At 62.0% G+C, this 19,762-nt stretch carries 20 protein-coding genes; 9 read left to right on the top strand and 11 right to left on the bottom strand.

Annotated features, from left to right (window positions below; translation table 11 throughout):
- The first annotated feature begins 63 nt into the window (after positions 1–63).
- The gene (locus QMK33_RS22250) at positions 64–1,047 is read left to right on the top strand and encodes a proline and serine-rich protein 1 family protein (RefSeq protein ID WP_283566830.1); all 984 of its coding nucleotides are present in this window, start codon (positions 64–66) and stop codon (positions 1,045–1,047) included.
- 106 nt (positions 1,048–1,153) lie between these two features.
- Here the strand turns inward: QMK33_RS22250 and QMK33_RS22245 are convergent, their stop codons facing one another.
- Positions 1,154–1,630: a DUF4293 domain-containing protein gene (locus QMK33_RS22245; protein ID WP_283566829.1), complete on the bottom strand. Its 477-nt coding sequence runs from the start codon at positions 1,628–1,630 to the stop codon at positions 1,154–1,156.
- Between the two features lie 97 nt (positions 1,631–1,727).
- Here QMK33_RS22245 and QMK33_RS22240 point away from each other — a divergent pair, with 97 nt between their 5' ends.
- The 3 genes from QMK33_RS22240 to QMK33_RS22230 all read left to right on the top strand — a co-directional run bounded on the left by QMK33_RS22240 (position 1,728) and on the right by QMK33_RS22230 (position 5,032).
- Positions 1,728–2,930, top strand: coding sequence for a thiolase family protein (locus QMK33_RS22240; protein ID WP_283566828.1), 1,203 nt, complete (start codon positions 1,728–1,730; stop codon positions 2,928–2,930).
- Positions 2,931–3,019: 89 nt separating this feature from the next.
- Positions 3,020–4,300, top strand: coding sequence for a kynureninase (gene kynU, locus QMK33_RS22235; RefSeq protein ID WP_283566827.1), 1,281 nt, complete (start codon positions 3,020–3,022; stop codon positions 4,298–4,300).
- 78 nt (positions 4,301–4,378) lie between these two features.
- Positions 4,379–5,032, top strand: coding sequence for a hypothetical protein (locus tag QMK33_RS22230; protein ID WP_283566826.1), 654 nt, complete (start codon positions 4,379–4,381; stop codon positions 5,030–5,032).
- 110 nt (positions 5,033–5,142) lie between these two features.
- Here QMK33_RS22230 and QMK33_RS22225 read toward each other — a convergent pair whose 3' ends face one another.
- From QMK33_RS22225 to QMK33_RS22210, 4 genes are all read right to left on the bottom strand, one after another.
- On the bottom strand, positions 5,143–5,805 hold the full coding sequence (locus QMK33_RS22225; RefSeq protein WP_283566838.1) for a phosphatidylserine decarboxylase family protein: 663 nt from the start codon (positions 5,803–5,805) through the stop codon (positions 5,143–5,145).
- 332 nt (positions 5,806–6,137) lie between these two features.
- Entirely contained in the window at positions 6,138–7,427 is a 1,290-nt protein-coding gene (locus QMK33_RS22220) for a Glu/Leu/Phe/Val family dehydrogenase (protein ID WP_283566825.1), read from the bottom strand.
- 159 nt (positions 7,428–7,586) lie between these two features.
- Entirely contained in the window at positions 7,587–8,546 is a 960-nt protein-coding gene (locus tag QMK33_RS22215) for a phosphatidate cytidylyltransferase (protein WP_283566824.1), read from the bottom strand.
- A gap of 50 nt (positions 8,547–8,596) precedes the next feature.
- Positions 8,597–9,535, bottom strand: a complete 939-nt coding sequence (locus tag QMK33_RS22210) for a CPBP family intramembrane glutamic endopeptidase (protein WP_283566823.1) — start codon at positions 9,533–9,535, stop codon at positions 8,597–8,599.
- A 244-nt stretch (positions 9,536–9,779) separates the two neighbouring features.
- Here QMK33_RS22210 and dusB point away from each other — a divergent pair, with 244 nt between their 5' ends.
- A complete protein-coding gene (gene dusB, locus QMK33_RS22205) occupies positions 9,780–10,769 on the top strand; it encodes a tRNA dihydrouridine synthase DusB (protein WP_283566822.1) in 990 nt (329 codons plus the stop codon).
- A gap of 161 nt (positions 10,770–10,930) precedes the next feature.
- Here the strand turns inward: dusB and QMK33_RS22200 are convergent, their stop codons facing one another.
- The gene (locus QMK33_RS22200) at positions 10,931–11,362 is read right to left on the bottom strand and encodes a DUF4174 domain-containing protein (protein WP_283566821.1); all 432 of its coding nucleotides are present in this window, start codon (positions 11,360–11,362) and stop codon (positions 10,931–10,933) included.
- A gap of 147 nt (positions 11,363–11,509) precedes the next feature.
- Between QMK33_RS22200 and gnd the strand changes: the two genes are divergently transcribed.
- From gnd to pgl, 3 genes are read left to right on the top strand one after another with little or no spacing between them, the layout of a single operon-like run.
- Positions 11,510–13,039, top strand: a complete 1,530-nt coding sequence (gene gnd, locus QMK33_RS22195; protein WP_283566820.1) for an NADP-dependent phosphogluconate dehydrogenase — start codon at positions 11,510–11,512, stop codon at positions 13,037–13,039.
- Positions 13,040–14,554, top strand: a complete 1,515-nt coding sequence (gene zwf / locus QMK33_RS22190) for a glucose-6-phosphate dehydrogenase (RefSeq protein WP_283566819.1) — start codon at positions 13,040–13,042, stop codon at positions 14,552–14,554.
- 3 nt (positions 14,555–14,557) lie between these two features.
- The gene (gene pgl / locus QMK33_RS22185) at positions 14,558–15,292 is read left to right on the top strand and encodes a 6-phosphogluconolactonase (protein WP_283566818.1); all 735 of its coding nucleotides are present in this window, start codon (positions 14,558–14,560) and stop codon (positions 15,290–15,292) included.
- 86 nt (positions 15,293–15,378) lie between these two features.
- Here pgl and rpiA read toward each other — a convergent pair whose 3' ends face one another.
- Entirely contained in the window at positions 15,379–16,131 is a 753-nt protein-coding gene (gene rpiA, locus QMK33_RS22180) for a ribose-5-phosphate isomerase RpiA (protein ID WP_283566817.1), read from the bottom strand.
- A 107-nt stretch (positions 16,132–16,238) separates the two neighbouring features.
- Between rpiA and QMK33_RS22175 the strand changes: the two genes are divergently transcribed.
- Entirely contained in the window at positions 16,239–17,228 is a 990-nt protein-coding gene (locus tag QMK33_RS22175; RefSeq protein ID WP_283566816.1) for a DMT family transporter, read from the top strand.
- Between the two features lie 72 nt (positions 17,229–17,300).
- Here QMK33_RS22175 and QMK33_RS22170 read toward each other — a convergent pair whose 3' ends face one another.
- The 4 genes from QMK33_RS22170 to QMK33_RS22155 all read right to left on the bottom strand — a co-directional run bounded on the left by QMK33_RS22170 (position 17,301) and on the right by QMK33_RS22155 (position 19,473).
- Positions 17,301–18,260, bottom strand: coding sequence for a lipid A deacylase LpxR family protein (locus QMK33_RS22170; protein ID WP_283566815.1), 960 nt, complete (start codon positions 18,258–18,260; stop codon positions 17,301–17,303).
- Between the two features lie 91 nt (positions 18,261–18,351).
- Positions 18,352–18,906 (bottom strand): hypothetical protein, encoded by a 555-nt coding sequence (locus QMK33_RS22165; RefSeq protein WP_283566814.1) that lies wholly within the window; start codon positions 18,904–18,906, stop codon positions 18,352–18,354.
- Between the two features lie 19 nt (positions 18,907–18,925).
- Positions 18,926–19,120 carry a hypothetical protein gene (locus QMK33_RS22160; protein ID WP_283566813.1) on the bottom strand — a complete coding sequence of 65 codons (195 nt, stop codon included), beginning with the start codon at positions 19,118–19,120 and terminating at the stop codon, positions 18,926–18,928.
- Between the two features lie 2 nt (positions 19,121–19,122).
- A complete protein-coding gene (locus tag QMK33_RS22155; protein WP_283566812.1) occupies positions 19,123–19,473 on the bottom strand; it encodes a hypothetical protein in 351 nt (116 codons plus the stop codon).
- Positions 19,474–19,762: the final 289 nt, after the last annotated feature.

The raw sequence follows: 19,762 nt of genomic DNA, 5'->3' as shown, positions 1-19,762 counted from the left end.
CGTTTGGATTTGAGGTAAGAGAAGCCGGCAAAACCCGCCGCCCACTCCTTTATCTCACCGGTTATGAACAGGCTTTTTACGTTGGTAGTGGCCGCCCTTTTAGCGGCGGTGGCCGTGGTACCAGCCTTGGCCGCACCCCCGGCCAACCTCACCATTACCGCTGAGCGGGGCCAGCCCTTTGGCCTAGTGCTGGATGGGCGGCTGCTGACCCGGCCCCTGGCCCGCCAGGTGCACGTAGACCTGCTACAACCCGGCCGGCACTGGGCCGAGTTTAGCGTGCCCAATGGCTACGGCCCGCCGCTGCGCTACCGCACCAGCGTGTGGCTGCAACCCGGCCTCGAAACCGACTACGTACTCGTGCTACGGCCCTATGGCCCGCAGCTGCGGCAGGTGGGTGTGCTGCCGCTGGGTCGCCCCGGCTACGGCGGGCCAAGTGGCTACTATAGCCAGGGCTACGCGCCCTACGGCTACGATGGCCAGGGCCAGCCGCCGATTATGGTTCCGAACCAGGGCGGCTACGCTACCAGCCCCGGCTACGACCCCCGGAGCGCTCCTGGCAACGGGCTGGGCGGCTACAATCAGCCGGCTCCCAACTACCCCGGCGGCGGCCAGCCCAATGGCGGCTACAACGCGCCCAACAACCCTGGCCCTGGCTACCCCGGTGGCTACGGCAACGCGCCCGGAGGCTACCCCAACCAGGGCCCCGGCAACGGCGGTGGCTACTACCCCGGCTCCGGCACGACTACCAGCTTGCAGCCCCTCGCCCAGGGCGATGCCGCCGACCTGGCCCAGGACCTGCGCCAGCGCCCCACCGAAACCGAGCGCCTGCGCACCGCCACGGAAGCTCTGGCTCAGAGCAGCTTACGCGCCGACGAGCTAACCGAGCTCCTCCAAGCTTTCACCCATGATGAGTCGCGCATTGAGTTGGCCCGCTTCGGCTACGCCCACCTCAGCGACCCCCAGAATTTCAGCCGCGTGTATGGCGTGCTGCAATCCCAGTCCAGCGTGCGTGCCTTGCAGCAAGCCGTGGGTTTACCCCAGGACTAACCCGACTACCCCGCTCTTTCCAACCTAAAACACCCCCACGCAAAAGCCCCGGCCGCCAAGTTGGCAGCCGGGGCTTTTGCGTTTTAACTAACTGTTGTGCTGATAGTTAGCGCAGGCGGTCGTAGCTATTGCGCACCATCTTCTCATCGCTGCGAATAAAGCGATTAGCCAATAGATTCAGCATGAGGGCCAGCGTGGGTAGGTAAAAGGCCGGCTGAAAGGCACCCTCCAGCTTGGGGTTGAGCAGCGTTTCGCCTTTGTTGGAAAAGTAGAATTGCAACCCAAACGTAGCCATGATGAAGAGCAGGTTGAGCATACCCAACTTGAGCTGCCCCATGCGGTTGCGGAACAGGAAAATCTCGCGGGCAGCCGTCAAGGCTGAGGCAATGGCGAAGGACGCAATGAGGAAGATGGGGCCCAGGCCCTTGGGTTCGGGCATGCCGGTGGCGGTGAAGCCGAAGGCCGTGAGGGTTAGTTCCTGGTGGGTGAGGCCGTCTACCTTGTGCCAGAGCGGCAGGGCCAGCATGCTCAGCATGGCCAATGCCAGCAGCAGCAAAAAAACGCTTTGAATTCTTTGTATCATCTTTGCGGTTGTGGAAAAGCCCCGCGCCAGTGCGCGTTGCCAGGCCAAAATTAGCCCTCAACCGGCGGACTCGCTTCGCCCCAACGATACTACCGGAATGCCCAATGCGTATATCGTGGATGCCGTGCGCACCCCGATTGGAAAATTTGGCGGCGCGCTCAGCAGCGTTCGCCCCGACGACCTGGCCGCCCTCGTACTGCGCGAGCTGTTGCGCCGCAACCCCAGCCTCGACAAAAGCGCCGTAGAAGACGTGATAATGGGCGCCGCCAACCAAAGCGGCGAAGACAACCGCAATGTGGCTCGCATGGCGGGCCTGCTGGCCGGCCTGCCCGTAACGGTACCCGGAAATACAGTTAACCGCTTGTGCGCTAGTGGTTTACAAAGTATCATGGATGCCTTCCGGGCCATTAAATGCGGCGAGGGCGATGTGTACCTGGCCGGCGGGGCCGAGAGCATGACCCGCGCCCCATTTGTGATGGCGAAGTCAGCCACGGCTTTTGCCCGCGACTTTATGGCCCACGATACTACGCTGGGCTGGCGCTTCGTGAACCCGCGCCTGGCCAAGGAGCACTACCCCTACACCATGGGCGACACGGCCGAGAACGTGGCCAAAAAGTACGGCATCACCCGCGAGGAACAGGATGCGTTTGCCTTCGAGAGCCAGCGCAAATACCACCGTGCGGCCGAAAAAGGCCGGTTCCGCAGGGAACTGGTGCCCGTGTTTCTGCCGCAGCCCAAGGGCGACACGGCCCTGTTTGACACCGATGAGCAGCCCCGCATTTCGACCCTCGAAAAGCTAGCGACCCTCAAGCCTGCCTTCCAGCCCGACGGCGGCACCGTAACGGCCGGCAACTCGGCGGGCATCAACGACGGCGCCGCGGCGGCGCTGCTGGTGAGCGACGACGCCCTGGCGCGCTACAACCTCAAGCCGCTGGCCCGCATTATCTCGTCGGCCGTGGCGGGCGTTGACCCCTCCATCATGGGCATGGGCCCGGTGCCGGCCATCCACAAGGCGCTGGCCCGCGCCGGCCTCACCCTGGCCGACATGGACTTACTGGAATTAAACGAAGCCTTTGCCTCTCAGAGCATTGCCGTTATCCGCGAGCTAGGGGCCGACATGAGCAAGGTGAATGTAAATGGCGGCTCCATTGCCATGGGCCACCCGCTGGGCTCCAGCGGCGCGCGCATCATAGCCACGCTGGTGCACGAGATGCAGCGCCGCGAGGGCGTGCGCTACGGCCTCGCCGCCATGTGCGTGGGCGTGGGCCAGGGCATTGCCATGGTTATCGAAAAAATGTAGCTGTAGCGTGGACTCTGCGAGTCCGCACGTTAAACGAACCTGAACGACCCACGCGTGGACTCACAGAGTCCACGCTACTTCCCACCCGCATGACTTACGACGCTTCTCCCGCCTTTGCCGCCGCCCAGGACGCGGCCGACCCACTGGCCACCTTCCGGCAGGAATTTCACATTCCGCCCGGCCCCGATGGCCAGCCGACCGCTTACTTCTGCGGCAACTCGCTGGGGCTGCTGCCCCGCGCCGCCCGCGCCGCCGTGGAGGCCGAGTTTAAGTCGTGGGAAACCCAGGCCGTAGAGGGCCACTTCCACGGCGAGTCGCCCTGGATGTTTTACCAGGATGCTCTGGCCGAATCGGCCGCCCGCGTGGTGGGCGCGCTGCCCCTGGAAGTGGTGATAATGAATACCTTAACGGTAAACCTGCACCTGTTGCTGGTGTCGTTTTACCAGCCCACCGCCACCCGCTACAAGGTGCTGATGGAGGGCGGCGCGTTCCCCTCCGACCAATACGCGCTCGAAAGCCAGGCCCGCCTGCACGGGCTTGACCCCACCGATGCCATTGTAGAACTCACGCCCCGGCCCGGCGAGCACACCCTGCGCACGGAGGACATTGAGGCAAAAATAGCGGAGCTCGGCGACTCGCTGGCCACCGTCATTTTTGGGGGCATCAACTACTACACGGGGCAGGTGTTTGATATGGCGGCCATTACGCGGGCCGGGCACGCGGTGGGAGCCAAAGTGGGCTTCGACCTGGCGCACGCAGCTGGTAATGTGGTACTTAGCCTGCACGACTGGGACGTGGACTTTGCCTGCTGGTGCACCTACAAGTACCTCAACTCGGGGCCGGGCGGCACGTCGGGCGTATTTATTCACGAGCGCTTCGCGCACCAGCCCGACTTGCTGCGCCTGGCTGGGTGGTGGGGCCACGACCCCCAGGAGCGCTTCCAGATGAAGCCGGGCTTTCGGCCGTCGCCGGGCGCGTCGGGCTGGCAGCTATCGTGCGGGCAGGTGCTGCCCATGGCCGTGCACCGCGCCAATCTGGAGCTGTTTGACCAAGCCGGCGGCGTGGCTACGCTGCGCATCAAGAGTGAAAAGCTTACCGGCTACCTCGAATACCTTATCAATCAGCTGCAACTGCCAAAAACCAAGCTGGAGATAATTACGCCCACCGACCCCGCCCAGCGTGGCGGCCAGCTGTCGCTGCTGGTGCACGAGCGCGGCCGCGAGCTGTTCGACTACCTGGCCGCCCGCGGCATCATCGCCGACTGGCGCGAGCCCAATGTCATCCGCCTTGCACCCGTACCGCTCTATAATTCGTTTGAGGATGTACACCGGGTGGGCGCAGCCCTTTTGCAATTTTATGGTGAACAGTGAGCAAGGAACAGTTGGTCAGCTGCTCACTACTAGCACCTTAGCAACTGCTCACTGTTCATTACTCACTGCTCATTACCTATGGAAGACTACGCGGCCAAGATGGCCCTCAAGCCCGATGCGGCGCTGCGCGAATACGTGACCGGCCACGCGCAGTACCGCGAAGAAGCCGTGCTGGCCGCGCTCAACGAGTTGCGTCAGCGGGGCCAGCCCGCGCCTGAGGATACTGCCCTGCGCCCCCAGCTGGAGGCGGTGGTGCAAAAGGCCCAGGCCGCCGCCGACGCCCTGGCCGCCGAAGCTCCCGAAACCGACGTGGCCGACCTGCCGCGCCTCTTTTCGCCAGCGGGCATTGTGGTGGTTTCGGCTACCCTTTCGGTGGTGGCGGGTGCTGTCTTGCTGGCGCTCAACTTGTACCGGCTCAAGAAGGGCAACATCATTATCTGGCTGGTGGCCTTCGTGGTAGCCTACGTTATTGCCCGGGCCTTACTGCTGAAGTGGCTGATTGCCCAGCACTTGTTCTCGCCCTGGATAGCCCCGCTCATCGACCTGCCCGTTATCGTGGCCTACGTGTGGTGGTTTTGGCCGCGCTACATTGGCACCTACCAGTTTCAGCCGCGCAACTGGCTGCTGCCGCTGGGCGTTTTTATGCTGGTCATCTTCGTGGTTTTGCTCCTCAACCCCGGCACGGCCCAGCAGCTGAAAGAGCAGATAGAACAGCAAATGCAACAGCGCTAAGCAGTTACGCTACAAGCCAAAAAGCCCGGCCGGCTCTTTCCGCAAGGAAAAGGCCGGCCGGGCTTTTTGCGGCTTGCGCCGGGTACCAGCTGCTGAATACTACGTAGTAATTAGCCCACCAGCTGGCAAATGACGGTTTCACCGCCCTTCACTTTCTGGCCCAGCTCTACTTTAATCTCGGCGTCGAGGGGCACGAAAATATCGACCCGCGAGCCGAACTTGATGAAGCCAAACTCCTCACCCTGACTTACTTCGTCGCCCTCGTTCACATACCACACAATGCGGCGGGCCATGGCCCCGGCAATCTGCCGGAAGAGCACCAGCGGGCCGGCGTCGCTTTCGACTACTACCGTGGTGCGCTCGTTTTGGGTGCTGCTTTTGGGGTGCCACGCCACCAGGTATTGGCCGGGGTGGTACTTGAAATACTTGACGATGCCCGACACCGGGTTGCGGGTAATGTGCACGTTGATGGGCGACATAAACACGCTAATCTGGCGGCGCGCATCCTCAAAGTACTCACCCTCATACACTTCCTCAATTACAACGACCTTGCCATCGGCCGGGGCCAGCAGCAGGTCTTCGTGGGTGAGCAGCCGCCGGAACGGCGAACGGAAGAACTGAAGCAGCATCAGGAACGCGACGACCGACGCGCCCGCAAAAATGCGATTGAATACCACGTTGGGCCCGTTGTAGCGGTTCAGCAAGAGGTTGAGGGCCAGCAGCACCAGCAGCGTCACAAACAGGATGCGCCGACCTTCTTTATGTATTTTTATCACAGATTCAAACAGATTTAACGGCTTCCGAACCGCAGATTCAAACGGATTAAACGGATTTCGCAGATACGCCCGCTGCGCGGGCTGACTACGCTTTTTTGGCGGGATGGATGGGTCTTGGAGAAACGTGAGCGGGCTGTAAAAGATTTAGCAAGCCATGCTTCATTCTCCAAAAGTAGAAAAGCGCGGGCCAACCGACCCGCGCCTTTCCGTATTTCAAGCAACGCGCAACAAACCAAACGAACAAACTACTTAATTAACGCCCCAGTAGTCAGCCCGCGCAGCGGGCGTATCTGCGAAATCCGTTCAATCCGTTTGAATCTGCGATGGGCTTAGTAGCCGCCGCGGTACTTGTAGGTTTGGGCTACTTTATCGATGGCTACTACGTAGGCGGCGATGCGCAGTGAGATGTTGTACTTCTGGCTGGTGGCGTACACTTTTTCAAAGGCATCGTTCATGATGCGGTCGGCGCGCTCGGTCACCATTTCGTGGCTCCACTTGAAGCCCTGCTTGTTTTGTACCCATTCGAAGTAGCTCACGGTTACCCCGCCCGAGTTGGCCAGAATATCGGGCACTACCGAAATGCCTTTTTCGTAGATAATCGGGTCGGCCGAAGCCGAAGTGGGGCCGTTGGCACCCTCCACAATAAGCTTGGCCTGGATAAAGGGGGCGTTGTGCTCGGTAATCACATCCTCCACGGCGGCGGGCACAATGACGTCAACGGCCGAGGTCAGCAGCTTGCTGGGGTCCATGGGCGTGGCACCTTCAAAGCCTTCGAGGCGGCCACCGTGCACGTTTTTGTAAGCAATAGCCTCGTCGATATTAATGCCGTTGTCGTTCCAGTAGGCACCCGAAATATCCGATATACCCTTGATAGTCAGGCCTTTGTCAAACATCAGCTTGGCCGTCCACGAGCCCACGTTGCCGAAGCCCTGAATAGCCACGGAGGTGTCTTCCACCTTCATGTCCAGCTTACCCATGGCAGCCAGGCACGAAATCATCACGCCGCGACCGGTAGCCTCGGTGCGGCCCAGCGAGCCGCCCATTACCAGAGGCTTACCGGTTACGACGGCCGAGGCGGTAGAGCCCACGGTTTTGGAGAATTCGTCCATAATCCAGGCCATCTCGCGGGGGCCAGTACCCATGTCGGGGGCCGGAATGTCGCGGTCGGGGCCAAATACGTCCTTCATCGACACCGTGTAGGCGCGGGTGAGGCGCTCCAGCTCGCCCACGCTCATGGTGGTGGGGTCGCAGATGATGCCGCCCTTGGCACCGCCGTAGGGGATGTCCACCACGGCGCACTTCCAGGTCATCCAGGCGGCGAGGGCTTTCACCTCGTCGAGGCTCACGTTTTTATCGTAGCGGATGCCGCCCTTGCTGGGGCCCAGAATGGTGTTGTGCACCACGCGGTAGCCCTCAAACACGCGCACCTTGCCATCGTCCATCGACACGGGCAAGTGCACAATAACCTGCTTATCGGCTGCCTTGAGCACTTCGTAGGTGGCGTCATCAAGGCCCAGGATTTCGGCCGCCACATTGAAGCGCGACATCATGGACTCAAGCGGATTTTCGGTGTTGCCAACCTGCGGGGCCGGTTCTTTATACACAGTGGTGGGTGCCATCTGAGAAGGTAAAAAGTGAGGGGTGGGTGGGAAGGGAAAGAATGCAGTTGCTTACGAAAAAGCGCCGCAAAGGTACACTCGCCGTAAATGAGTAGGGGAATAACTGCGTAAAGTGCCGTGCGACTACCTTACTCAGCTACTCCCCTACTCATTTACGGCTCAGCCAAAGAGCACTTGCAGCAGCGCCAGCACCGGCAGCACCAGCAAAAAGGCGTCGAAGCGGTCGAGCAGCCCGCCGTGGCCGGGCAGGAAGGTGCCCGAGTCTTTCACGCCCGCGCTGCGCTTGAGCATCGACTCGGCCAGGTCGCCCAGCGGGCCGAATACGGCCACCACGCCCGCCGCTACCAGCCGGTGACTCAACGGAATATCGGGCAGAAAATAGCCCGCCGCCCAGCCCGTGGCCAGCGCGAGGGCTGCGCCACCGGCCCAGCCCTCCCAGGTTTTGGCGGGCGAAATGCTGGGGGCCAGCTTGTGCTTGCCAAAGTTTTTGCCAGCGAAATAGGCCCCGGTATCGGCTGCCCACACGAAGAGGATGAGGCAGAAAACGCGACCGGGCGCAAAGTGGGATTCGTACGCACTATTACCTAACCAATTCACACTTAGAGCCAAGTAGTTAAGCAAGGTCATTGGCAGGCTTACGTATAATAAGCCCAGCAACGTAACCCCAATATTATCAAAAGACTGCTCTTTGGGCCACAGCACGATAGCTCTAATTATCAAGGCAACTGGTAGGCCAATATAAAGCAGGGTCAGGATTGGCAGCGCTATTCCAGTACCAAGAACAACAACCATATCTAACCCATCTGGCAGCTTAAAAAACGCAGCTTTATCAGAAGCTATGAGTAGCGTATAGGTGACGCTCAAGAAGGCCAAGCAACTCACTACTATTCCCCACCAAAAAGCTGGCTGATAGCCTTTCGCCCGCATTATCCGGTAAAACTCCTTCAGCATCACCGCCTGCACGGCCGCGAAAAACAGCCCGAACGAGATGGGCCCGCCGAAGGTGCAGCTAATGAGCAGCACCGCCGCGAGCGCCCCCCAAATGGCGCGCAGGCGCAGGTTGCTGGGGCCTTTGGGCTTATCGGCGGGGGCAGGGGTAAGGGTAGCGTCGGAATTCAAATCGGGCAGAAAACTAGGTGGAGAAAGAAAGCTAGGTGGTTGCAGCGGCGCTACACGGGGGCGGCCACTTCGGTGCGCCCCGCCCAGCGCTGATGCAGCCAATAGAGCAGCCCCGCCGTGAGAACGGCTGATACCAGGACGGCCGCCCAGGGCAGGGGTTGCGTAGAATCGGGGTCGAGGGAGGTGGGCAGCTGCTTGCCCTGGGCCAAGTACAAGAGTATCAGCTGAAAGGCGTTTTGGGTGAAGTGCGCGGCCATCGATACCAGGATGTTGCCGCTCCACTCATACAAGTAGCCCAGCACCAGCCCCAGCACGAAGCGCGGCACAAACCCGAAAAACTGCACGTGAATGGCCGAAAAAATGGCCGCTGCCAGCCAAATACCCACGTGCCGCGAGCCAAACCACTGCACCAGGCAGCGCTGCACGCCGCCCCGAAACACCAACTCCTCGGCCACGGCCGGCACAATGGCAATCACGATGAGGCCCACCAGCAGCCGGCCGGGCGTGTTAAAATCGGTGAGAAACCTGGTGAGGCCGGCGGCCTGGTCTTCCTTCTCGCGCGACCACAGCTCAAAATCGTGCAGAAAGGCCGGGAAGTGCGCGCCCGCATTCCAGGCCACCAGCGCCGATAAAAAAGGCACCGAGCAGATAATCACCAGCCCCGCCGCCACTGGCCACCACGCCGCCCCCAGCCGGCGCGGCGCAAAGTAGCTGGCCACCGACTGCCCCAGCAACCGCGGCAGCAGCAGCGCCCCCGCCCCCACCCCGGCCAGCGACAAGCCCTGGTAGAGCATGAGGGCGGCCCAGCCGTGCGCGGCGCGCTCGGGCGCGGCAGCCAGCGCCCCAAACTGCGCCATCGAAATGCCATACAACCCATTGGCCAGCAGCAGCGCCAGCAGGCTGGCCAGGCACAGCCCCGCCACCGCCAGCCCCAGCAGCATCAGTAGTTGCACGGTGGGGTGAACGGAGCGGGGTACTAAACCTTTCATAAGGGCGGGGGTGTTCAAGGGGGTGTAAATTTGCGCAATAAATTCTCGGTGGGGCGGGCATTGCCCAATCCTGACGCTTGTCATTGCGAGCACAGCGAAGCAATCGCACTCGAACGATAGCCAAACGACCCTTTCTGCACTCGTCCGCGTGCGATTGCTTCGCAGGCTCGCAATGACAGGCGCTAGGCGGCGGCCTACAAACAGGCCCGCGCCGCCCACAAAATCAGACTAATCCGATAAATCCGTGGTTAACATTCGTGACATCCAGCTGCCCGACTTCCCACTGCTCCTCGCCCCGATGGAGGATGTGAGCGACCCGCCCTTCCGGGCCGTGTGCAAGGCCAACGGGGCCGACCTCATGTACACCGAGTTTATTTCGAGCGAGGGCCTGATACGGGCGGCTGCCAAGAGCCGGCAGAAGCTGGATGTATTTGACTACGAGCGCCCTATCGGTATTCAACTGTTCGGCTCCGACGTGGATACCATGGGCGAGTGCGCGGCCATCAGCACCGAGGCGGGGCCCGATTTGATTGACATCAACTACGGCTGCCCGGTGAAGCAGGTGGCCCTGCGCGGCGCGGGCGCGGCCCTACTGCGCGACATCCCCAAAATGGTGGCCATGACGGCCGCCGTAGTGCGCAACACCCACCTGCCCGTGACCGTGAAAACCCGCCTCGGCTGGGACACCGACACCCAGAACGTGGAGGAAGTAGCCGAGCGCCTGCAAGACGTTGGTATTGAAGCGCTTACCGTACACGGCCGCACCCGCGTGCAGCTTTACAAGGGCGAGGCCGACTGGCGGCTCATCGCCAAAATTAAGGAAAACCCGCGCATCAAAATCCCGATTTTTGGCAACGGCGACATCGACTCGCCCGAAAAAGCAGTGGCCTATAAAAACCGCTACGGCGTGGACGGTGTGATGATTGGCCGCGCGGCCATCGGCTACCCCTGGATTTTTCGGGAGGTGAAGCACTACGCCCTCACCGGTGAAAAACTAGCGCCGCCCACCCTGGAGGAGCGCATTGCCATGTGCAAAATGCACTTCGACAAGAGCCTGGAGTGGAAAGGCCCCAAGGCCGGCATCTTCGAGATGCGCCGCCACTACGCCCACTATTTCAGAGGCTTAGAAGGTGCCAAGCAGTGGCGCACCCGCCTGGTTGATGCCAACCTAGGCGAGGAAGTGTACGCTATACTGGAAGAAATCGCGGCCAGCGACGCGGTACTGGTGGGCTAATCTTTTTTTTGTAAAAATCTAATCAGCAATGCGCTACAAATAACAGAACGTCATGCTGAACGCAGGGAAGCATCTCGCTCGCATCGTTGGGTTATCAATCCAATGAAGTGAGCGAGATGCTTCCCTGCGTTCAGCATGATGTTTTAGTTTAGGCTCAACGCCTATTTTTTGTCGCGCCTTTCCTGGCGGCGCATGGGCATTTTATCGACCGTGCCAAAAAAGTCGGCGGCGGGCAGGGGCTTAGCGCTGGTGCGCTTCACGCCGCCGTCTTTGCCCACAAGCACTACCACAAACTCGCGGAGCGGCTGGCCCAGCTGCTGGGTCCAGCACTGGCGGTCGGCGGGCGAAAGCTGGTCATAAGGCACTTCCAGTACTTGGAAGTCGCGGTCGGCCAGGCCTTTAGCGGCGCCGGCCAACAGTTCTTTTTGGGTCTGAAAATCGGCCTGCCCAGCCGTGGGCGCGCCAATGAGCAGCAGGCGGTGCTGCCAGCGGCTGGCCCGCAGCGTGGCAGCCAGGCCGGGCGGGGTGGCAAACTGCGCCGCTGCTAACAGCAGGGAGCCGAGGCCCGCCAGCAACCAATTGGTAATCGGCATATCAAAACCAGAAAGGGTGAGTCCTGGCTTACGTTGGCTGGGCTTTGGGCGGCTACCGGACGGCTTCACGGGCAGTTCATGGGGCAGCCGGCCGAGCTTTTTCGCGTATACCCTTCCTTTGCGCTTTCACTCCTATTCCTTCGCACGATGAGCGACACCCCCACGGACTACGCATTCGGCATGATTGGCCTCGGCACGATGGGCCGCAACCTGCTGCTGAATATGGCTGACCACGGCTTTGCCGTAGCCGGCTACGACAAAAACCAGAAGCAGATAGACCTGCTGAGCCAGGAGGGCAAGGGCAAGCCCGTAAAGGGCTTCACCGACCCCAAGGCCTTTGTGCAGAGCATCAAAACGCCCCGCGCCATTATGATGCTGGTGCCCGCCGGTGCCATCGTGGACAGCGTGATTGCCGACATGGTGCCGCTGCTCAGCCCCGGCGATATCCTCATCGACGGCGGCAACTCGTACTACACCGACACCACCCGCCGCGATAAGGAGCTGGCCGACAAAGGCTTGCATTTCTTCGGCATGGGTGTGAGCGGTGGCGAGGAAGGCGCGCGCTTTGGCCCCAGCATGATGCCCGGCGGCGACCCCGAAGCCTACAAAACCATGCAGCCCGTGTTTGAAGCCATTGCTGCCCAGGTAGATGGCGCGCCCTGCGTGGCTTACATGGGCCCCGGCGCGGCTGGCCACTTCGTGAAAATGGTGCACAACGGCATCGAATACGGCCTGATGGAGCTAATTGCCGAAACCTACGGCCTGCTCAAAACCGGCCTGGAAATGGATAACGCGGCCATCGGCCAGGTATTTACCCAGTGGAACGAGGGCCGCTTGCAGTCCTTCCTGCTAGATATCACGAAGGATATCTTCGCCTTCAAAAACCCCGACACCGACCACCTGCTGCTCGACGACATCAAGGACGAGGCCCGCGCCAAGGGCACCGGCAAGTGGACCTCGCAGGTAGCCATGGACTTGCAGGCCCCCCTGCCCACGGTAGACGCGGCCGTGTCGATGCGCGACCTCTCGAAGTACAAGCCGCTGCGCGAGCAGCTGGCCCAGCAGTACGGCCCCGCCGCCGGGCTACTGGCCGGCGATAAAAAGGAGATTATCAAGCAGTTGGAGAACGCCTTTTACTTCAGCATGATAATGAGCTATGCCCAGGGCATGCACATGCTGGCGCGGGCGTCGGAAGAGTTTAAGTACGACTTGCAGCTGGCCACGATTGCCAAAATCTGGCGCGGCGGCTGCATCATCCGCTCCACGTTCCTGAACGACATTTTTAACGCCTACGAAAGCGATAATAAGCTGGCGCACTTGCTATTGGATAAAAACGTGCAGGCGCTGGTGCAGGGCAGCGCCGAAGGCTCGCGCGCCATTATTGCGGCGGCCGTTACGGCGGGGCTGGCAGTGCCGGCCTACACGTCGGCGCTGGGCTACTTCGACGCCTTCCGCACGGCGCGGCTGCCTTCCAACCTCATTCAGGCGCAGCGCGACTACTTTGGGGCGCACACCTACGAACTCATTGGCAAAGAAGGCGTTTTTCATACCCAATGGACGGGCTTACGCGCCAAGTTGGAGGAGCCCGCCGGCCCCACGGCCAACGTAAAGCCCACCACGCCCCCCATGCCCGGCACCAAGGAGTCGAGCGAGGAGACCATTAAACCGCAGCTGTAGATGAACGCGCTTTTGAAAACCCAGCCGACGGTGTTCGTCATCTTCGGCGGCACCGGCGACCTGAATGCCCGCAAGCTGGCCCCGGCCCTCTACAACCTCTACCTGGAGGGATGGCTGCCCGCGCACTTTGCCTTCATTGGCACGGGCCGCACCAAGCTCACCGACGACGACTTCCGCGAGCGGATGCTTAAGGATATCAACGAGTTTTCGCGCAGCGGCCAGGTAACCGATGCGCAGTGGCAGGGCTTCGCGCCCAACATCTACTACCAGGTTTCCGACGTGCAGGACGCCAAGACCTACAAGGACTTTGGTAAAAAAATAAAGGCCCTAGAAACTGAGTGGAAAGCACCCGCCAACGTGCTCTACTACTTAGCGGTGGCCCCGAATTTCTTCCCCATCATCGCCGAAAACCTGGCCAAGGCCGGCCTGACCGAGGATACCGAGCGCACGCGCATCGTGATTGAGAAGCCTTTTGGCCATGACCTGGAGTCGGCCAAGGAGCTGAACAAGCTGCTGGGCTGCATTTTTCAGGAAAAGCAGATTTACCGCATCGACCATTACCTGGGCAAGGAAACGGTGCAGAACATCATGGCTTTCCGGTTTGCCAACGCCATTATGGAGCCGCTCTGGAACCGCAACAGCATTGAGCACGTGCAGATTTCGGTGACCGAGCAGTTGGGCGTGGGCGAGCGCACGGGCTATTACGACGGCTCGGGCGCGCTGCGCGACATGATTCAGAACCACTTGCTGCAACTGCTGTGCATCGTGGCCATGGAGCCGCCAGTGAGCTTTTCGGCCGAGGAAGTGCGCAACCGCAAGGTGGACGTGCTGCGCGCCATGCGCCGCTTCACACCCGACACCGTGCGCGAGCAGGCCGTGCGCGGCCAGTACGCCAGCGGCTGGATGGAAGGCCAGCAGGTGCCCGGCTACCGCGAGGAGCCCGGCGCCAACCCGCAGTCGAACACCGAAACCTTCGCCGCGGTGAAGTTTTTTGTGGACAACTGGCGCTGGCAGGGGGTGCCGTTTTACCTGCGCACCGGCAAGCGCCTGCACCGCTCGGCCTCGGTCATCACCATCCAGTTTAAGGATGTACCGCACCTGATTTTTTCGCCCGAAACGGCCGAAACCATGCGGCAGAACCGGCTGGTTATCAGCATTCAGCCCGAGATGAGCATTCGGCTGCAAGTGCAGGCCAAGCGCCCGGGTGTGGACATGATGCTGAACACCGTGGACATGGTGTTTGACTACAAAGGCACCTACAAGAGCGAGGCCCCCGAGGCCTACGAAACGCTGCTGCTCGACGTGATGCTCGGTGACCAGACGCTGTTTATGCGCGGCGACCAGGTGGAGGAAGCCTGGGACCTGGTGATGCCCATTCTCACCTCTTGGCAGAACCGCACCAGCCAGAATTTCCCTAACTACTCGGCCGACTCGTGGGGCCCCGAGGATGCCGAAGCCCTCGTGGCCAAGGATGGCTTTCACTGGTTTACGCTGCCACTGAGCAGCAAAAAATAGCCCATGGCGTTGCACATATTTCCAACCGCCGACGCCGCTTTGGCGGCGTTGGCGGCCTATTTTGTGAAGGCAGCGGCGCAGGCCATGGCCGAGCGCGGCCGCTTCGCGGTGGCGCTATCGGGGGGCAGCTCACCCAAAAAGCTGTACGAGCTACTGGCCTCAGAGGCCTACCGCGGGCAGGTGGCCTGGGAGAAAGTGTGCTTTTTCTTCGGCGATGAGCGCAACGTACCCCAGACCTCGCCGGACAGCAACTACCTGATGGCTAAAAAGGCCCTGTTTGACCCGCTAGGCATTCGCCCGGCCCAGGTGTTTGCCGTGGATACGCGCCTGGCCCCGGCCGAGGCCGCCGCGCAATATGGCGTGGCAGTAGAGGAGTTTTTCCAGGAAAACCCCGCCCACTTCGACCTCATTTTGCTGGGCCTGGGCGACAACGCTCACACGGCTTCGCTCTTCCCGCACACGCCCGTGCTGCATGATAAAGCGGTGGGTGTGAAGGAAGTATGGCTACCCGCAGAGCAGGTATACCGCATCACATTCACCGCGCCGCTCATCAACCAGGCGCGGGCGGTGGCCTTCCTCGTGTACGGGGCCGGCAAGGCCGAAGCCGTGGCCGAGGTGCTGGGCTCGGAGCGGAACATGGAGCAGTACCCGGCCCAGCTGATTGCGCCCGCCAGCGGCCCCGCCGACTGGTTTCTGGACGAAGCCGCCGCCGGCGAGCTCGCCCAGAAAGGTGAGTAGCCAGCCTAGCCAACCGGCAACAAGAACGCCACACTACCCAACTGGTAGTGTGGCGTTTTTGTTATAAATAACTATTAATCAAATATTTATGGTAAGTCCGTGAATTCGCTGGCGGGGCGCGCCGCCTGGCCGGGCTTGAGCACCTGCGCCACCCCGCCCTGGATAACTACGGCAGCCTTGGCCAGGCCGATGAACAGGCCGTGCTCGACAATGCCGGGGATTGTTTTCAGACGCACTGCCAGGCTTTCGGCATCAGGTATTTGGCCGAAGTGGCAATCAACCAAGAAGTTACGCTGGTCGGAGTACACGGGCGCGGCAGGGTTGGCTTTGTCCATGCGCAGCGCGGGCGCGCCGCCCAGCGCGGCCACGGCATCGAGCACCCAGGGCAGGGCGAAGGGCACTACTTCGAGCGGCAGCGGGAAGCGGCCCAGCACCGGCACCACCTTCGACGAGTCGGCGATAACGAGCAGGTAGTCAGCGGCTGTCTCAATAGTTTTTTCGCGCAGCAGCGCCCCGCCGCCACCCTTTATGAGGCGCAGCTGGTCGTCGAGCTCGTCGGCCCCATCCACGGCCAGGTCGAAGCGCAGGCCCCGGCGCGGCTCCAGCAGCGGAATGCCCACCTGCCGCGCCAGCGCCTCGCTGGCCAGCGACGTGGCGGTACCCTGCACCTTGAGGCCAGCCTGCACGCGCGCGCCGAGCTGCGTGATGAACTGGGCCGACGTGGTGCCGGTGCCCAGGCCCAGCACCATGCCATCGCGCACCCAGCGCACGGCGGCGGCGGCGGCCTGCTGCTTTTCAAGTTCTTGGGTGGTGGGGGCGAGTGGCGGGGTAGCGGGCATGGTGTGGGAAGCTGGGCGCGGAAGAATGCGGTTATTTTTCCTCAAAGAAACGGCGGCGGGCCGCTAGCCACCCCACCGGCCGCAGCCGGGCGGCGTAATTTTGCCGCATGCCCACGCTACCCTCCCTCCCCACTCCCGCCCTCGATGAGCTGGCCCCGCCCGCCGTAGCCGCCGCGCCCGTGGTAGCCCCCGCCCCGGCCAGCCCGGCGCCATCGGCCGCGGCGTGGGGGCTGCTGCTGGTGCTGTCGCTCATCTGGGGCACGTCGTTTATTCTGATGAAGAAGGGGCTGGTGGTGTTTTCGGCCATGGAGCTGGGCGCCACGCGGGTGAGCGTGGCGGCGCTGCTGCTGCTGCCGTTTGGGCTGCGCGAGCTTGGGCGCGTCGAGCGCAGCCGGCTCAAGTGGCTGGCGCTCAGCGGCACGGTGGGCACGCTCATTCCGGCGTTTTTATTTGCGTATGCCGAAACGCGGCTGGCCTCGGGGCTGGCGGGCGTGCTCAACGCACTCACGGCGGTATTTGTGCTGCTGCTGGGCGCGCTGCTGTTTGGGCAGCGCCTAACCGGGCTACGCGTGCTGGGCATTGCGCTGGGCCTGCTGGGCACAGTGGTGCTGATGCTGCTGGGCGGCAGCGCCAACGCCAGCGCCCCGGCCGGCGGGGTGGGCAGCGCCTGGTACGGCCTGTACATTGTGGTGGCCACCATCGGCTACGGCCTGAGCGTGAACGTGATAAAGCACCGCCTGCATGCCATGACGCCGGTAGCCGTTACGTCGCTGCTGCTGCTGCTCATTGGTGGGCCGGCGCTGGCCTATCTGCTGCTGGGCACTGGCTTCGTACACAAGCTGTTGACCCAGCCGGGCGCGTGGCCAGCCTTTGGCTACATTGTGCTGCTGGCCACCATGAGCACGGCCGTGGCCACGGTACTGTTCAACATGCTCATTCAACGCTCCACGGCGCTCTTTGCCTCGTCCAGCACCTACCTCATTCCGCTCGTAGCCCTGGCCTGGGGCGCCCTCGACGGCGAGGCCTTCAACCTTTGGCACGCGGCGGGCATGGCCATTATTTTGGCCGGAGTAGCTATCATTCACCGCGCACGCTGATTAATGAGTGAATGAGTGAGTTGCGAATGAATGGATAAAAAGGTCTTGCTTACTCACTCATTCACTCATTGGTTAAAAAGCCCGTGCCAGACCTAGCGTGCCCCAGCGGTGCCGGCGGCCACCGGCAAACTCGGGGCCGATGAAGGTGGCCGTGGCCATGAAGCTCAGGCCCTTGTGCGCCACTACCAGGCTGCCGGTACCGTGCAATACCCCGCGGCGTATCTGGCTGTTTTTCAATACGTAGGGGCTGCTGCGATTAAGCAAGCCACCTTGCAGCGAGGCGTCGTAGCCCACCAGGTACTCGGTCAGCGTGCCCTCGGCATACACTTGCCAGGGGCGCAGGCCGGCGCGGCTGCGGAGGGCGGCCGTGCCCAGGCTGGCAAAATAGGGGTCGAAAAGGCCGGCGCGCAGGCGCAGCCCGGCCGCGGCATAGGTGCGCAGAGTGCCGAGCGAGGCGTCGGCGGTGCCAATGAGGGCGGCCGCGCGGCCGGCGGCCAGCAGCTGCTTTTCGTAGGTGGCGCGGTAGCCCAGCACGGCATCGGAGCGAATCTGGTAGCCCCAGCCCTGCGGCAGGTCGTAGTGCGTAAGCTCGTGCAGCTTGGTTTGAATGAGCTTGCCCCCGGCGGCCGGGCCGATGTAGCCCAACTCCAGCGCCGTGGTGAGACGTTGTTTTTTAACTATTTGATTATTAATACGATACATTGACACGTAGAAATACGCCGCGTACGGCCGGTCGCCCACCCGAATGCGTTTATCCACGATGCTGAGGGGCGTGTAGCCGTCGTAGCGCAGCGCCAGGCCGTGGTAGTGGGTGCTGCTGGCGGGGCCCCTGGGCAGCAGGTAGTTGGCGGGCGAGCGGGCCAGCACCGGGCTCACCCAATCGAGGGTAATGCCCTGGGTGAAGTAATAATCGGTAGCGAAGAAAAAGTCGTTGGCATAGGTGATAGCCAGGCGGCGGTCGGGGCTGAGGGGGCGCAGGCTATCGGGCGGGGTGGGCAGCAGGGCGAGTAGCAGGAGTAGGGAGGGGGCCATCGCCAGAACCTACGAAAATTCTAGCCCGGGCAGCGCGTTGCGGTTGTTGGCGGCCGGCTTCGTTCAACGGGAAACGGAATGCCACTCCGTTTTACAGCTCGTAGGGCCACTCCTGGAAGCGCTGGGGCAGGCCCGCTTGCCGGGCCTGCCCGCGCACGTAGGCCAGCACGCGCGTTAGCTCGGCGGCATCGGCCACGGGCAGGTCGTGCCAGCCGGGCTGCCAGAAGGGGGACTCGGGCGGCAGCTTAGGGCGCACGAGGCGGCGGCACACGGCGGCCGTGCGCTGGTGCAGCAGGTCGAGGGCTTTGGCCAGGGCCAGGCCGCTGCGGGCGGGCAGGTGCAGCACCAAGTGGGCGTGGCCGGGCAAAATGGCGAAGCCGTGCACCACAAAGCCGGTTTCCTCCAGCATCATGATTTCGCCGGCCAGGGCGTCGGCCAGCTTTTCGTTTTCGAAATAATGCGGGCCGCTGGTAGCGCCGTCGAGGGCGGCGTCGAACTTGGCAAAAAACGCCTTTTGGGCGCGGTGGTGGTCGAGGCCGGTGGCCTGGGCCTGGCGCAAGTCGGCGGCCAGGGCGCGGGTGGTGGCGGCCGGCAGGGTGCCGGGCAGGCGCAGAGTAACGAGGACGGTTTCGCCGGGCGGCAGCATGGGCGAAATGTACACCGCGCTACCGCCGCCGCAATTGCCGCAGCCGGAACCACTGCGCCACCCGCACCCCGATGAGTAGCGCCAGCAACCCCGGTATCAGCAGCAGCAGCACCCAGGTATTAGCCTCATTATAAGAGGTATGGGTAAGGTTGCCCAGGTTCACCATAAAATCGCAGCAGTACCAGAAAACGGTGTGCACAAGGCGGGCCAACATATTCATAACTGCTTGAGCTGCCGGATGGTGTGGGCATTGCGCAACGCCCCGTAGGTGAGCCAGACTAGCAGCGTCGGAATGAGCACGAGGTAGAAGGCAATATTAACGGCTGCATACAGCCCCATTCCGCCCGCCGCGAGCCCCGCAATGGTGGCTACGTACAGTGGCCGCAGCACGAAGTAGGCCGGGCTGTTGGCGCGGGTGGCGTGGCGGCAGCCGTGGGCGGCGCAGTAACGGGTGCAGCGGGTAGCCCTGTAGGTTTTGGTAGGTGGGTGCGGGGCGGCGGCGTTTAGGTAGAAGGCGAAGAATAGGGGAAGAGTGGCGAGGAGAAGGGTCAGTAAAATAGGCTTCATAAATAACTTATTAACCTACAATCATTTACGCCAAACAGAGCCGTACTTACTACCGGCCGCCCCGGCTTTCCGGCAGTTTGCACTCCTGCGGCACTTTTACTAATTTAGTCGCGCTGGTTGGTGGCGTGGTGGGGTAGCTCAGCGGCCCGCTTCGGGCAGAAACACTAGTGGTTGAAAAACCTTATTGGGTCTGGTGGGCTTTTCCGTAGAAAAGCGCTTTCGTCATGCTAATTTATCGCTTGTTTCTGACCGCTGAGGAACGCCAGACCCTGGAGGACTGGCGAAAGAA

The organism is Hymenobacter sp. H14-R3, from assembly GCF_030063445.1.
Taxonomy (GTDB): domain Bacteria; phylum Bacteroidota; class Bacteroidia; order Cytophagales; family Hymenobacteraceae; genus Hymenobacter.
This window is presented reverse-complemented; position numbering and strand designations above follow the sequence as displayed.

What these genes read in the sequence shown, in the direction of transcription:
- QMK33_RS22155 (WP_283566812.1), bottom strand. Translation starts at nt 19,473, where the DNA reads ATGAAGCCTATTTTACTGACCCTTCTCCTCGCCACTCTTCCCCTATTC.
- QMK33_RS22240 (WP_283566828.1), top strand. Translation starts at nt 1,728, where the DNA reads ATGCCCAATGCGTATATCGTGGATGCCGTGCGCACCCCGATTGGAAAA.
- QMK33_RS22250 (WP_283566830.1), top strand. Translation starts at nt 64, where the DNA reads ATGAACAGGCTTTTTACGTTGGTAGTGGCCGCCCTTTTAGCGGCGGTG.
- QMK33_RS22170 (WP_283566815.1), bottom strand. Translation starts at nt 18,260, where the DNA reads ATGGCCCCCTCCCTACTCCTGCTACTCGCCCTGCTGCCCACCCCGCCC.
- gnd (WP_283566820.1), top strand. Translation starts at nt 11,510, where the DNA reads ATGAGCGACACCCCCACGGACTACGCATTCGGCATGATTGGCCTCGGC.
- rpiA (WP_283566817.1), bottom strand. Translation starts at nt 16,131, where the DNA reads ATGCCCGCTACCCCGCCACTCGCCCCCACCACCCAAGAACTTGAAAAG.
- QMK33_RS22230 (WP_283566826.1), top strand. Translation starts at nt 4,379, where the DNA reads ATGGAAGACTACGCGGCCAAGATGGCCCTCAAGCCCGATGCGGCGCTG.
- kynU (WP_283566827.1), top strand. Translation starts at nt 3,020, where the DNA reads ATGACTTACGACGCTTCTCCCGCCTTTGCCGCCGCCCAGGACGCGGCC.
- QMK33_RS22165 (WP_283566814.1), bottom strand. Translation starts at nt 18,906, where the DNA reads ATGCTGCCGCCCGGCGAAACCGTCCTCGTTACTCTGCGCCTGCCCGGC.
- QMK33_RS22160 (WP_283566813.1), bottom strand. Translation starts at nt 19,120, where the DNA reads ATGTTGGCCCGCCTTGTGCACACCGTTTTCTGGTACTGCTGCGATTTT.
- QMK33_RS22245 (WP_283566829.1), bottom strand. Translation starts at nt 1,630, where the DNA reads ATGATACAAAGAATTCAAAGCGTTTTTTTGCTGCTGCTGGCATTGGCC.
- QMK33_RS22175 (WP_283566816.1), top strand. Translation starts at nt 16,239, where the DNA reads ATGCCCACGCTACCCTCCCTCCCCACTCCCGCCCTCGATGAGCTGGCC.
- QMK33_RS22210 (WP_283566823.1), bottom strand. Translation starts at nt 9,535, where the DNA reads ATGAAAGGTTTAGTACCCCGCTCCGTTCACCCCACCGTGCAACTACTG.
- QMK33_RS22220 (WP_283566825.1), bottom strand. Translation starts at nt 7,427, where the DNA reads ATGGCACCCACCACTGTGTATAAAGAACCGGCCCCGCAGGTTGGCAAC.
- QMK33_RS22200 (WP_283566821.1), bottom strand. Translation starts at nt 11,362, where the DNA reads ATGCCGATTACCAATTGGTTGCTGGCGGGCCTCGGCTCCCTGCTGTTA.
- pgl (WP_283566818.1), top strand. Translation starts at nt 14,558, where the DNA reads ATGGCGTTGCACATATTTCCAACCGCCGACGCCGCTTTGGCGGCGTTG.
- zwf (WP_283566819.1), top strand. Translation starts at nt 13,040, where the DNA reads ATGAACGCGCTTTTGAAAACCCAGCCGACGGTGTTCGTCATCTTCGGC.